This is a genomic window from Candidatus Scalindua japonica (genome assembly GCF_002443295.1).
GTDB lineage: Bacteria > Planctomycetota > Brocadiia > Brocadiales > Scalinduaceae > Scalindua > Scalindua japonica.
The window spans coordinates 15706-29966 of record NZ_BAOS01000046.1 but is presented as its reverse complement, the minus strand read 5'-3'; the positions used below and the strand labels follow the sequence as shown (position 1 = coordinate 29966).

Sequence of the window (14261 nt, the reverse complement as noted above, 5' to 3'; positions counted from 1 at the left end):
ACAAGCAATCTGATTTCTGATAAATTCCATTGTCTATAATGTTAATTGCACCTTACGGTAAGTATCTATCATGAAAAAGTTTATAAATATTTTACTCTCCTTATTACTTACTCACTTCATATTAACAGTATCAACTCGATCAGAAAATATTACCGCCCCAACGGAAAACAACTCATATGACGATAAGGTATCAATTATACCTCTAAGTGGGACAATTGATGGTGGTATTTACCGTTCTCTGACAAGAAGAGTTGAAATTGCAAAAGAGAATGGCTCAAATCTCATAATTATTGAGATAGACACATTTGGAGGTCAACTGGAACCCGCATTTGAAATATCAGAATATATCAGCAATATCAAGAATACAAAAACAGTAGCATTTATTCCGACAAAGGCAATTTCGGCAGGTTCTCTGATAGCAATTTCATGTAATGAAATATACATGTCTCCTCAGGCGGAATTAGGAGATTGTGAACCAATTGTCCCCTCTTCTGAAGGTGGTTACAAAACTGTCGGTGAAAAAATCCAGACTGTCCTGAGGACAAAGTTCAGAAAATTTGCGGAAAAGAACGGTTATCCTGTTCTGCTTGCGGAAGCAATGGTTACAAAAGAGATAGAAGTCTATCGAATAGTTACAGAAGAAAAACCTGATGGGTTTTATATTTCCGGCAGAGAACTTAAAGAAATGACCGAGGAGACAAAAAAGGGAATCAAGTCCAGAAAGTTGATTATAGAAGAGGGAAAGCTACTCACAATGCATGCAAAAGAGGCATATGAATACCAATTCGCAAAGGGAATTGTGGAAGACCGTAATGGATTATTAAGTTTACTGAATGTAGAAAACGCTACTCCTGATATATTAGAAACAAACTGGTCTGAGGAGATGGTAAGATTCCTGGCAAAAATTGCACCAATCCTGCTTGGTATTGGATTGGCGGCTATATGGATGGAATTCAAGAGCCCCGGTTTTGGATTACCTGGAATCATAGGTATTTCCTGCCTCGCAACAGTCTTCCTGAGCAAACATCTCGTTGGCCTGGCAGAAGCACCTGAAATTATTATATTTTTTTCAGGTATAGTTCTGATAGCTGTTGAAATACTCTTAATACCTGGTTTTGGTATTGCTGGAATTCCAGGAATTATTTTAATACTTATAGGAGCAATTTTATCATTTCAGGATTTTACTATCCCAAGAACACCGTATGACGTCGATATGTTTGTTAAAAATATATTTGCAGTGATGTGTAGTATTATTGGCAGCGGAATTACCATTTTTCTATTATTCAGATTTATGCCGGGTATACCATTTTTTAACCGTTTGGTCTTAACAACTTCTGAGACCGCTCAAAGCGGTTATGTAATCCCGCCCCAACCTGCGGGGAAGAGCAGTTTGCCAGGCACGCAGGGGCTGGCGTCTACCACCTTACACCCTACCGGCAAGATTGAAGTTAACAATAACATACTCGATGTCGTAACAGAGGGAGAGTATATTGAAAAAGGGCAAATCGTTGAAATAATAGAAATCAGAGGAAATATAATAGTTGTAAAGGCTGTATAAAATTATTATGAGTATATCAGGGATCATAACATTATATGTAATCGGCCTGATTGCGATAACCATAGAGTTATTTATACCAGGGGCGATAGTCGGAATTTGTGGTGCAGGCTGCGTTATTACAAGCATAATATTTGCATATTTACACATATCAAACCTGTTAGGACACATATTACTGGTTATAGGTATTTGCTTTATTCCAATATTTTTTATAACATGGTATAAACTTCTCACGAAGACTTTTGCCGTTAAGGCGTCAGAGAAGGGTTTTGCATCTTCTACAGACAAAAGAGACGAACTGTTATCAACTGAAGGTGTTGCAATTACTACACTGAGACCTTCAGGGACTGCGAATATAAACGGCCACAAAGTAGACGTCATCTCAGAAGGCGAAATGATATTAAAAGATACCAGGATTAAGGTTACAGAAGTAAAAGGAAATAGAATAGTAGTAAGACCAGTAAAAACATAAAACCGAAGGAGAAAGAAATGATAAACATAAACATACCTTTACTAGTCGCATCCAAGGAAGTTTTGACAATTGGGATCGTTATCGCTTCCATCTTTTTAATTTTATTTCTTCTCTTAATTTTTAAATACGGTTGGTTGTATATACAAGCATTAGCGTCTGGCGCCAATGTCGCCCTCATCCAGTTAATTGGAATGACATTCCGACGTGTCAACGCGAGGACTATTGTTGATTCTCGTATTATGGCAAAGAAAGCAGGCCTGGATTACGACACTCCCCAGCTTGAAGCACACTACCTGGCAAGAGGTAACGTACCTAACGTCATCAGGGCATTAATTGCTGCTGATAAAGCAAAGATTGATTTGGGCTTTGACAGGGCCTGTGCAATAGATCTGGCAGGAAGAGATGTTCTCGATGCAGTTAAAACGAGTGTCAACCCAAAGGTTATTGATTGCCCTGATCCGGATAAAGGGAGACAAACTATTGACGCAGTGGCAATGGATGGTATCCAGCTCAGAACAAAGGCCAGAGTGACAGTGAGAGCAAACATAGAGCGATTAGTCGGAGGCGCAACGGAAGAGACAATCATCGCGCGCGTTGGAGAAGGGATCGTAACTACAATTGGTTCAGCAGAAACGCACAAGAGAGTGTTGGAGAACCCTGATTCAATATCAAAAAGAGTTTTAGAAAAAGGACTTGATTCCGGTACCGCATTTGAGATATTATCTATCGACATCGCTGACATAGATGTTGGAGATAATATAGGGGCTAAACTGCAGGCAGACCAGGCAGAAGCTGACAAAATAGTCGCCCAGGCAGAAGCTGAGAAACGCAGAGCAATGGCGGTAGCAAGGGCACAGGAAATGAAGGCATTGGTAGAAGAGAACCGGGCTAAAGTGGTCCTTGCAGAAGCAGAAGTGCCAAAGGCAATTTCTCAGGCATTCAGAGAGGGTAACCTTGGAATAATGGACTACTATCACCTGAAGAATATTCAGGCAGACACAGAAATGAGAACGTCTATTTCCAAGACAAGTGACGATATTCCAAAAATGTAGATACGAATTTACCCTAATTAGATTTAATTTTTCTGGCAATTCAAGGGAAATATGAATGGAACAATTAGTCTGGTCAGTAATAATAATCGCTTTTATAATATATACTGCTCTTAAGAATCGAGCCAGAAACAGACCGGGTACTGATATTGACAGGACAAATGACACGGAATATAAAACAAGAGGAGAAGAGGGCAAGCTCAGCCGATACATGGAAGAGCTACTAGGTATTGAAAAGCCTGAGCCTCAAATAAGAACGAAGAGAAGAACACATCAACCTTTAAAAAAAACAGTTTCGCAGAGAGAGGGACCAGAGACAAAGAACAGGGTTCATCAGTTTAAATCTCAATTGGTAAATAAACATAAAGAGAAACAAAAATCACCTCTTCCTGAAAAGAAAGTAATTTACCATACAAAATTTCCGTGGGGCCCCTTATCAAAGCAAGATCTTCCAAGTGCAATAATTTTGTCGGAGATAATTGGCCCTCCAATTTCAAAGAGAAAGAATCATAGATTATTTTAATACATTGGATCTTTGCGGTTACTATTTTCAGAGCGAATTCCTCTCTTTCAAGAGAACTCCAACTGGAATCCTCTCGAAAGAGAGGAAACGTCAACCGTCTTCATGAACTTACACGGACAGGAAGAAGCTTCTAAATATATAATCTGGTAGCCAGAGTGGTGGAATTGGCAGACGCGCCGGACTCAAAATCCGGTCCCTGTAATGGGGGTGTGGGTTCGACTCCCACCTCTGGCACCATAAATCATATTGGGCTTAAAAACCCCCAATATGATTTATTCGAAAAACGGCTTAAATTTATCATATAGCGTTTTAAGCTTTTTTTTATAATACTCTACATTTTCGTCCGGTTCTTCCCTGTCCCACTGTGAAGCAAGTTTGCAGTTATCAAATACCCTCACCCTGCTCTTATCACCAATTACATAATAAGATACTTGATCACCCGGCTGATAGCTGCGTTCTGACTTAAGGGCGAGTTCATAGGCCGCGGCAGCGCTCCTCTTCTTTTTACTTACCTTTTCGGAATAGGTAGCAAGGGACTCTTTCAGGGTCTCCTTTTTTATAAACATCTTTTTGTCCCACTTGTGGTCTGTCAGCTCTTTTTCGTATTTATCCAGAAGACCATCCATCTTTTCACCCTCTCCCTTAAGCAAATGAAGAAACATCTCCTCCATAAACCTGCGTTGAAAAAGCTCTAAACCTCTTGAACGCAGACCAGATCCCTTGATAATTATTTTGTCATCATAATCAAGGAGTACGTAGTTCTTGATTTTATAGCTGAACATTGCTTTATATCTGCCGGCTAACTCAAGATTTATACCTTCAGGCAGCGCACTGGATAATTCATTAATGATCTCTTCCTCATCCTCCTCCTGTTTAACTCTGCCGGGAGGAACAAAGTATATACCGTCTGTATCAATCTCTATCACCTTACAATCGTTATCCTCCAGCCATTCAATCATGGATTTAATAATTTCACGTCCTTTTGCCGTTACTTTGTTTGCCTCTTCAAAATCACTGAAGTGTCCATACGCAAAACCCAGATAACCATAAAATGAATTAATGAGTATCTTGAACGTGGACTGGAGCGCGTCAAAATACATTTTTTCAGATTTTGTCTCAGCAGTAGACATCATCTCCTTTGTCTTTAATCTGAAATCCTTCAAGTCACCCAATAGTGAATGAAAGATATTCAGCTCGTCAACTTTCGGAAAGTATTTAAAGGTTAACATTATGGATGGATACAGTGACTGAACATCACAGTATAAAACTCTGTTGATCACACCCTGAAGAAACATATCTGTGTATCCACCTGAGTACTCTCTGGACTGGGATGTCCGGGGAATCGAATGACCTGAACTTATATATTCCCTAATAAAAAGAGAATTAATTTTAGTCGCATTGCCTCTGATAATAGTATTCTGAAACGAGTATGGAAATATCTGCGTCTGATAATAAAAGCTCTGGCCCAGGATTTCGCTTATTGCCCTTGTCTCCCTGACATCATCCAGGCCATATTTTAAAAGTTCATCTGGCTTATTATCAAAATACCAACTTAACCTGTCCGGATCTATGTACGTTCTATCCGGAGAAGCAAGATTAAAATGCCTGGCTACATTCTTAAGGCCATAACTCTCCAGATTCCTGGCAGTAACATCATACATCTGTGCCAGTAAGTACGTATCCACAATATGACGACCATATATCTCAAATTTTTTATAAGAGATTGTTCTCTCTGCAATATTTAAACGTGACTGATGAGATTTAAGTACCTGTTTATTGCGGCCAATAGCCAAAGGAACCTTGTACCTTCTCGCACGCGCCGATATGTAAGTTAAATCAAAATTAAATATGTTATGACCTTCGATTACGTCAGGGTCTCTTAAATTTATCTGTTCAACCATAACCTCCAGCATCTCTTTCTCACCATATTCTTTTCCTGAGATTACATACTCCCAACCACTACTGTCCGAAAGAGATATCAGAGTAATTCTGTCTTCATCTCTATATGGATTTGAAAACTCATACCCCTCAGCACAGTATGTTTCGATGTCAAGCTGTAGTCTGACAAGATCAATATATAACATCTCTTTAAAGAGTGTTTGTCCTGAAAAAACAAGGTATTGATGAACCGGATCATTTAAAAAGAGAAAAGGAGCGCTCAAACTTGCCGGAGTTGCTCCGGTCTTCTTCTTAAAATGCTTTAACAATAGCTGCAAATCTGACCAGGTTTCCAGAAAGACCAGGTACTTATAATAAGCATCTCCATTAAGCCTCTTTGCCTCATACGTACCGTTCCATCCTTCCATATGGATAGTATCTTCCAATAAAATAAAAGGTTTAAATACTTCCTTCTTTGATGCAACTTTATCTTTTTTACGAAAAAAAATCTCTACACTATTATTACCATCAAACTCAACAGCCGTAATAAAAGGAGTAGAATCACGACCAAATAGAATCTCATTCTCGTGAAAAGATACTTTTTTGAATTTCATATCCATTTGTAACTGATAACCTTCCTTTTTAGGTAATTTAGGATTTAAAGAATTCAGGAATTAAATAGAAGAATTGAAAAAAATCCCTGAATTAGTATTCTATGGTCCAGTACTTTTTTGTCCAGTAGAAATAAACATATTTTTGTACCTTATGTAAAGACAGCATGTACAAACCCTGTTTGTTATACTTTCAGTATGTTAAAGGAAACATCATGGACATATGAGTTTGTTCGTGCAACCCAATGAAAATTTAACTCTGCAGAATATATAAAAGACTATTTTAATTCAGTAGCGTCCGGTTAGGTTTTTGCGTATACCGTTTTTTGTCATACCCGCCAGCCTGTACCTATTCGGGCAGGAATTTCTTTATCGGGTATCCAAGTGGTTCGTTCAATCTGGATTCCCGCTTAAAGCATGCGGGAATGACAGTATTGGAGCAAAAAATTGCTATATGCAAAAACCTAATCTGACGCTACTGATTTTAATCTGGATATTTATCGCCATTATAATAGAATGAATTTATGAATATTGTATCAAAAGAGTTGTTTCAACATATGGTTCGAATACGTCGTGAAATCCATATGTATCCGGAGCTTGGTTATCAGGAAGAGAATACTGCTACCATCATAACCAGGGAATTAAAGAGGCTTGGTATTGAAGCAACTACAGGAATTGGGAAAACCGGTGTAATAGGCCGTATAAATAAAAGTAATGATACAGGGCCTGTTGTAGCCTTGAGGGCAGATATGGATGCATTGGCTATCCAGGAAGAGACAGGGCTTGAGTTTTCTTCAAAAACAGAGGGTGTAATGCATGCATGTGGTCATGACGGGCATGTCGCAATGCTGATCGGGGCAGCCTCTTTACTTAAAGAATCTCTTCAAACGGGCAGCGTGTTACTTGTATTCCAACCGGCAGAAGAAGGCGGTGGTGGAGCGCAGAAAATCATGGAATCGGGACTGCTTGTTAAAGCAGAAGCAATATTCGCATGCCATCTGGACAGACATTACAAGACAGGAAAATTAGTAGTACAAGCCGGTACGATCTCGGCATTTACCGATAGATTCGATATTACAATTACAGGTAAGGGAGGCCACGCCGCACAGCCTCACGATGCAGTTGACGCAATTGTAGTAGCCAGTCTTATAGTAATGTCCCTTCAGACTATCGTTTCCAGAGAAGTAAATCCCTTGTATCCCTCAATTGTATCGGTAGGGCGGATCGAGGGAGGTTCTGTGCCTAATGCGGTAGCAGAGAAGGCTAAACTTTCCGGTACAATACGTACGACAGACACGCAGATAAGAGATCAAATAATGTCTGGTATAACACGTATCGTAGATGCTGCCGGGACACTTCACAACGCAAAAGTCAGCGTAAACTTTACTATGGGCTACCCGTCAGTTATAAATACCGTGGAAGAGTCTGAAATCGCAAAAACTGCTGTCATTAATTCCATTGGACACAATGCTCTGGTTGACACCAAATTTGCTTGTATGGGTGGTGAAGATTTCTCCTATTATCTGGAAAAAATCCCCGGATGCCTGGTAAGATTGGGATCGCAGAAGAAGGGGTTGGAATGCATACCCGCTCACAGCTCTACATTCGATTTTGATGAAGACGCCCTGGGTATCGGCGCTGCATTCCTTGCTGAAGCAGCAAAACTGACTATTGAGCGTTTATCTTAACATTACACCACTCTTAAACATTCTCACTTAGGCGTCGTATATATCTCCTTCTAATATATACTCCTCCCAACCCAATCAGACCGATTCCTAACAGAACCACAGTAGCAGGTTCAGGGACAGGCTCAGAGCTGTTAGAGCTATTAACAACAGCAAAACCACCATGGATTGAATCATTCCCACAGTTCATTGTATAGTGGGCGTGCACTGAATAGCTTCCATCAGATGCCTCAGAAACCAAAGTTGTATCAAATGTAACTATTCTGTAAAAACTGTTCGTTCCCAAATCCCCAATATTGTACTGCAGAGCGTTGGCTACAATATCACCCTCATTCATTGCAAATGGAGGTTCGTCTTCACCATCACCATCATCCGTATTAACTTGCATATGGCCGTTATACCACTCTACATTCTCGTACAAGCCAGCAACATCTATACCGGACGTACCGATGGTACCGTGGACGTTAGCATCGATATTCTGTGGGTCTCCCTGGGACCTTTTCCTCAAATCTCTGGTTTGTAATCCAAAGTCCAGAGCATACTCATATCCGCTGCCGCCAAACCCTGAGTGATCGCCATCAAATGATAACGCAAGGTCTCCCGTATAATATCTACCAGTACCATTCCTTCCGGTTTCCACATCAAACCCTGTCTGCAGCCCTATTGAAAGATTATCACCATCAATCTTGTAAAAGAGATATTCCGTATCGAAGTTCTGACCTCCGTGTCCGGTAGCGATACCGTCATCATCCGCAAACTGCATCCACCCATTGGCAGGGTCAGAAAAAACCGACTCAACTGGTGTAGCCATCACCGTTGAGCAGAATACCATCAACGTGACAATACCTGACAATACGGCTATAGTACTGCATTTTCTATAAAACATTAACATCATAATACGTCCCTCTCTTTAATAAATATTTAAAAGAGCTAACCTACTCACCACACCAAGATCGCTCTCTACCAGAATAAAAAAAAAATTCTGTGACAAGATAATAATACAAACTAATGTCCAACAGTTTATTTCGTATTTTTCAGCTGAAAATGAAATACTTAATTTGTATAATTGAAAATATGTTCAACAGGGATAATGCTATTTGCTACCGCCTCTTTTGTTTAATATAATAAACACTATTGCTGTCACTGTCAACTATTATTTCACACCTCATGACTCTAAACGATCACAAGGCGTTAACCTGAAAACAGTTATTGGCAGACTCATTCCTGTGATAAGAGAGCACGTCAATTACTTTCGACCTGGCGATTTACAGGTAGTATATGGAAGATTAGAATGTTGGATACGCATGAGGCTGAGATGCTTTAAGTGCTCAATAAAACGGAGGACTGACAACAGACGTTTTCCAATACGCCGGTTGAGAAGAATGGGGTTACTGTCATTCGAACAATACTTACTCAGCAAATGTACTAAAGTATGATTTTAACCTTTACTCTACAACAGAGCAGCTATACGCAGTCGCCACGAGTAATACGTAGGGTTTACAAGGATATAACTTGTTGTCAACTATATCATTACCGTTAATGGTGACGTCAGTAATAACTCCATTCTGGAACACCCCATTAACTATAGCAGAATCCGAAAGATCAAGAGTGAAATGATTTATAGCGGGCTATTTGAATCCGTTAAAAGTCTATGTGTAGTAAAGTGCCATCTAAATTATATCTATGATGAGCCAATCAAGAGTAGCATCCGCGTGATTTGGAGTATCTGTTATGTTTATCTCCCCATCGACCTCTGCGGCCCGGGTTCCAGTTAAATCGGCGGCGGTGCCGCTGGTTGGAATTGCATTAGCAGTTGTCAAAACAAATCCAACTGTCAGCACCATTATAAAAATGCCACCGAAACTCTTTTTTTTACATTAATTATTACTTCATAATCAACCAAAGCCGAGTATACTCACTTACTACTGTTGCCCCTTACCTTGTTTATTATTATTTTTTCAATAATTTCTTTTGCATCTTCCGCCTCAGGAAAAGTGCTACTAATTTTTAATGCACGTTCCATCTCTCTCAATGCATCTCTCAGAATCCCCTTTTTGTAATAAGCAGCCCCAAGGTGATAACGTATAGAAGGGTTCCATGTCGCATTACGCGCCGCAGCTCTAAGCTCCGAAACAGCATTGTCATAATCAGCATCCAAATAGTAAATCCACCCAAGAGTATCGGCAATGGCTGGATTATTCGGATTAAGTTCCTTTGCTTTTTTTGCCAGCACCAATGCTTCTTCAATTTTATTCTTCATTTTTGATGCATATAACCATGCAAGGTTATTGTACGCAACCGAAGAATTCGGGTCTAATTCTATTACCTTATTATAAAAATTGACTGATTCCTCAAGCAGACCTTTGGCTTCTGTCAAAATGCCTATATTCAAGTGAGCAATAGTATTCTCAGGATCAACACGTATTACCCTTCTAAACTGAGCCAATGCCTCATCATTGTCCCCACTACGTCTATATACACCGGCAAGTTTAATATAAGCATCCGGAGATTCCGGCTCTATTTCTATTATTTTCTTATAAGCTTTTATTGCTTTATCATATTGTCGAATCAATACCAGATTATCTGCCTTTGCATTATATGCAACAGCATTGCCAGGTACCATTTTTATCAACTCATCATATTCGTTTATAATACGTTTGGACCATCTATTATTAGAATAAATAATAGCCCGTGATAAATGATGTGATACCTTATCAGCTACTTCCACATCCTTACCACACAATTCCAACAAACGCAGATACCTCCGCTTGTTTACATCTCCGATTATTGTCAAGTTTTTCAAATGCTGTCTCGCATTATCTATTTCACCTTTAGCCATATATAAATGAATCATGCACAAATTTGGAATAATACCATCCGGCTGAATTGTTAATGCCTTATTAAAAGCAGTTTTAGCACTTTTATAATCCTTACCTAATTGATAAGTAACTGCAAGATTGCACCACAATAAGTGATTACCAGGAAAATTGTCTACACCCTGCTTATAAACTGATATAGCCTTATCAAACTCTCCAATGTCCACATACAAAACCCCAAGATCATAAACTTCTATTGTTTTAGGGCTTTTTACCAAAACCCATTCCAACTGTTTTATTGCCTGTTGCATATCTTCATCTATTACATATATCTTCGTTAGCACAGAACGTGCTATTGGATTATCAGTGTCTATGCTTAAAGCATTCATTACTGCCTGTTTTGCCTTCGTGTTATTACCCAGAGCAATATTGCTTCTTGCCAATGCAACATGAGCATCAATATTGTTAGGATATTTTTTTATCACCGTCTCAAATTCAGCAATAGCAAGTACATTATCATTCAATAGCGCGTATGAATTTCCTAAGCCAATTCGAGCTTCAACTGAATCAGAATCCACCTTCAGTGCAGCTTTGTACAAAAGAGAAGCTATGCCAGGCTTTTGCGCAACCATGTTCATATGTGCAAGATTCAGATAAGCCGGAATAAAATCAGAATTAATGTCTATTATTTTATTAAAAGATAATGCCGCATCTTTTAACATACCTTTCCTCATATAAGCAACTCCCAGGATATTATGTATTCGCACATCTACAGGCTTTGTTCGCAATGCCACCTTACAGTGCTGAATACACTCTTCATATTCACCTTGAGATAATTTCATTCTTGCCATATTAAAATGACCTTCAAAAGTATCACCCTTTAATTCAATCATCTTCGTGAATGCGGTTTCTGCCTTTGAATAATCCTTATCCGCAAGGCTCATCTTACCCAACAAACTTTGAGCCATCAAATTGTTCGGATCTATTTTTATAACATCCCCAACTATCTTTGCCGCCTTTTCCGCCTTTTCCGCATCACCATCTTTCATAAGAGTACCTGCAAGTACCAGGCGAGCCGACACAGACCCCTCATCATTATCATCAAGCATTTGATACGTTGAAAGTGCCTGGTCCTGATTACCGCTCAAAATATATGCCATTCCCAGATCATAATAAGAGGACGCAAACTCCGGTTTCTCTTTGACAATTTCAGAATATACTGCAATCGCCTCCTCGTTACGCTTTAAACTGAGATAGGTATTAGCCAGGATTACTTTAGGAATTATATTTTCAGGAAAAATCTCAATTGCCTTTTTACACTCTTTTATTGCCAAATCTAATAAACCACCTTGCCTCAGAAAGATTATTTTATTTAATGCAAGTGCTATCTGCTTTCCTTTCTTTTCGTCCAATTGGGATAAATCTATTAATTCAAGAAACGCATTTTTCTGGTCACCTGAGAAAGATGGTATAGATTCAATTTGCTCCTTCGCGGCGCTATGTGCACCTTTAGCAATAAAAATATTTGCCAACATAAACTTATAAGATGGATTTTCAGGTCTTAATTCAATTGCCTTTGTACAATATTTGAGAGATGCTACATAATTTTCCTTTTGTTGGTACGATAGGGCAAGATTCGTAAGTATTACAACATTTTCAGGAATGAGTTTAAGCGCCTTATTATACAAATCAATCGACTCGTCTGTCTTACCCTGCAAGAAATACATACTGGCTAATCCATAACCGTCAATTAAATCAGGGTCTATTTCTATTATCCGTTCAAAGATTTTTGCCGACTCATCAACATTGCTTTCCCTCTGATATATACCTGCTAATAAAGACAATACTTTTAAATTATCCGGATTTGTTGATAACGTTGTTTTCAGTATTTTCTTCGCCTCATCTATTCTTTCAGCTACTACGTAAACCTTTGCAAGATTAACAAGAGTAGATATTGAATTCTGATTTAACTTCAGGGCCTTCTTAAATTGTTCAATACCACTATCGAAATCACCTCGTCTTATGTGTGCCAGACCCAGAATATCATAAATTTTTACTGTCTCAGGATCAGTATGGAGAATCTCCTCACACTGACGTATACACTTGCTTAACTGTCCCGAAGTAAGGCTCAAATAGGCCATATTAATATCACCAACAGATGAGTCTATCTCTTGAATTTTCCGAAACTGTTTTTCAGCGTTTTCAAAATCTTGTTCTTTAATATATGCCAGACCAAGCAATTGCATCGCATCCACATTGTCAGGTTTGAGTTCAAGGACTTCATTACACAGATCAATTGTTTCTTTATGCCAACCCGCGCTCGACAGGAGCTTCGCAAGACCAATTTTTGCGGGAACGAAATTTGGAGCGAGGTTGATGGCAGTTTTAAACTCAGTCTTAGCTTCCTCAAAACGCCCAATCCCTGATAAAGCATGTGCCAGAAAATAGTGTGGTTCTACCAGTTTAGGCAAGCTAATAACTGCCTCTTTCAAGAGGGTAATAGCTTCCTTGAATTTTTTTCTTTGCAGCAACACACTTCCTTTAATAAAATATACTGCCGGTGGCAGCGGAGAAGCAACTTTATCGGCTTGCTCAAGTGCCTCATCAAATTTAGACAGTTTCAAATATAATAAACCTAATTGTATGTTCACCATCGTATTACCAGGCGCATCCTCGCTCATCCGCATCAATAATGAAACGGCCTCATCATACATGCCTTTTTGCTCGTAAATTGTCGCTAAGAGAAACTGCACCATCTTATTATCGGGTTCAAATTCTGACAGCACTAATTTACACTCCTCCTCTGCCATATCTAAACTACCTTTGTTCACGTACAACCTGGCAAGAGCAATATGACCATTTACATATGAATTATCAATTTTGAGTATACGTTTATAATCTATTATGGCATCATCAAGTAATCCTTGTAAGAAATGAACTTCCCCTAATAAAGCATACGCCTGTATGAAATTATTATCTTTCTCTATTATCTCTCTGCATATATCTTCAGCATCCAACAGTATTTCTAAAACAACAGATTCACTCTCACCAAGCTTTCTTAACTCTTTTGCCTTAGTTAATCTAATGACTGCCAACTGGAAACGTGCTTTTGAGTAATTCGGTTTGATTTTGAGGGCAGTTTTAAACGCACTTACCGCTTTGTCAAATTCCTTTAACTTGATATATGAAATGCCCAATTGATAGAGGATATTGATATCCTGAGGGTTCTTCTCCAACGCCTTTTTATACTCTTTAATTGCATCATTATGTCTATTTAATTTTGCATATATCGATCCTTGCTGCAGACCTTGTTTAGTATTTTCGTAACGAGATGCTTTTCTCTTTTTGTATAAACCGTAAGAGCCTATAGACGCACACAACACGACAATTATTGGAACTACCACAAACAAAATCCAGAACTTCGTACCCCTGGAACTCCTGGAGCGTCTGTATCTCTTCGCCGGATTATCGGTACTCTCGATCATACCAGTGTTTTTTTGCCTACGTTTCCTGCGTGTTTTTTTAAATTCATCCATTAATTTAGCACCCCTTTTTTTTCAATATTAAGATATTTAAGGACAATACAGTTAAATAGCTATACAATATTTTGTTATAATATAGCAGTAGTAAATTATGTCAACTACAAAATTGTTTTACTATCAACACAAAACT

10 protein-coding genes and 1 tRNA gene are annotated in these 14261 nt (G+C 38.9%); 7 read left to right on the top strand and 4 right to left on the bottom strand.

The features are described 5' to 3' along the window. The first annotated feature begins 70 nt into the window (after positions 1–70). The 5 genes from SCALIN_RS21115 (at position 71) to SCALIN_RS21095 (ending at position 3836) form a co-directional block, all read left to right on the top strand. Positions 71–1558, top strand: a complete 1488-nt coding sequence (locus tag SCALIN_RS21115) for an NfeD family protein (RefSeq protein ID WP_096896414.1) — start codon at positions 71–73, stop codon at positions 1556–1558. A gap of 7 nt (positions 1559–1565) precedes the next feature. Further along, positions 1566–2027 carry an NfeD family protein gene (locus SCALIN_RS21110; protein ID WP_096896413.1) on the top strand — a complete coding sequence of 154 codons (462 nt, stop codon included), beginning with the start codon at positions 1566–1568 and terminating at the stop codon, positions 2025–2027. Positions 2028–2044: 17 nt separating this feature from the next. After that, positions 2045–3079, top strand: a complete 1035-nt coding sequence (gene floA, locus SCALIN_RS21105) for a flotillin-like protein FloA (protein ID WP_096896412.1) — start codon at positions 2045–2047, stop codon at positions 3077–3079. A 55-nt stretch (positions 3080–3134) separates the two neighbouring features. Then, positions 3135–3599 carry a hypothetical protein gene (locus SCALIN_RS21100; protein ID WP_096896411.1) on the top strand — a complete coding sequence of 155 codons (465 nt, stop codon included), beginning with the start codon at positions 3135–3137 and terminating at the stop codon, positions 3597–3599. Positions 3600–3748: 149 nt separating this feature from the next. Beyond that, a tRNA-Leu gene (locus SCALIN_RS21095) sits at positions 3749–3836 on the top strand. Positions 3837–3871: 35 nt separating this feature from the next. Here SCALIN_RS21095 and SCALIN_RS21090 read toward each other — a convergent pair. Beyond that, the gene (locus SCALIN_RS21090) at positions 3872–6097 is read right to left on the bottom strand and encodes a DNA polymerase domain-containing protein (protein WP_203415610.1); all 2226 of its coding nucleotides are present in this window, start codon (positions 6095–6097) and stop codon (positions 3872–3874) included. A gap of 515 nt (positions 6098–6612) precedes the next feature. Between SCALIN_RS21090 and SCALIN_RS21085 the strand changes: the two genes are divergently transcribed. Beyond that, positions 6613–7776 (top strand): M20 metallopeptidase family protein, encoded by a 1164-nt coding sequence (locus SCALIN_RS21085; RefSeq protein ID WP_096896410.1) that lies wholly within the window; start codon positions 6613–6615, stop codon positions 7774–7776. 13 nt (positions 7777–7789) lie between these two features. Here SCALIN_RS21085 and SCALIN_RS22950 read toward each other — a convergent pair whose 3' ends face one another. Further along, positions 7790–8668: a PEP-CTERM sorting domain-containing protein gene (locus SCALIN_RS22950; RefSeq protein WP_096896409.1), complete on the bottom strand. Its 879-nt coding sequence runs from the start codon at positions 8666–8668 to the stop codon at positions 7790–7792. A gap of 202 nt (positions 8669–8870) precedes the next feature. Here SCALIN_RS22950 and SCALIN_RS24240 point away from each other — a divergent pair, with 202 nt between their 5' ends. Beyond that, entirely contained in the window at positions 8871–9209 is a 339-nt protein-coding gene (locus SCALIN_RS24240; protein ID WP_096896408.1) for a group II intron maturase-specific domain-containing protein, read from the top strand. A gap of 234 nt (positions 9210–9443) precedes the next feature. Here SCALIN_RS24240 and SCALIN_RS22480 read toward each other — a convergent pair whose 3' ends face one another. Both SCALIN_RS22480 and SCALIN_RS21070 read right to left on the bottom strand, forming a co-directional pair. Then, complete coding sequence (locus SCALIN_RS22480) at positions 9444–9617, bottom strand: hypothetical protein (protein WP_162532457.1); 174 nt, start codon at positions 9615–9617, stop codon at positions 9444–9446. Positions 9618–9688: 71 nt separating this feature from the next. Then, complete coding sequence (locus tag SCALIN_RS21070; protein WP_096896407.1) at positions 9689–14125, bottom strand: tetratricopeptide repeat protein; 4437 nt, start codon at positions 14123–14125, stop codon at positions 9689–9691. Positions 14126–14261 lie beyond the last annotated feature (136 nt).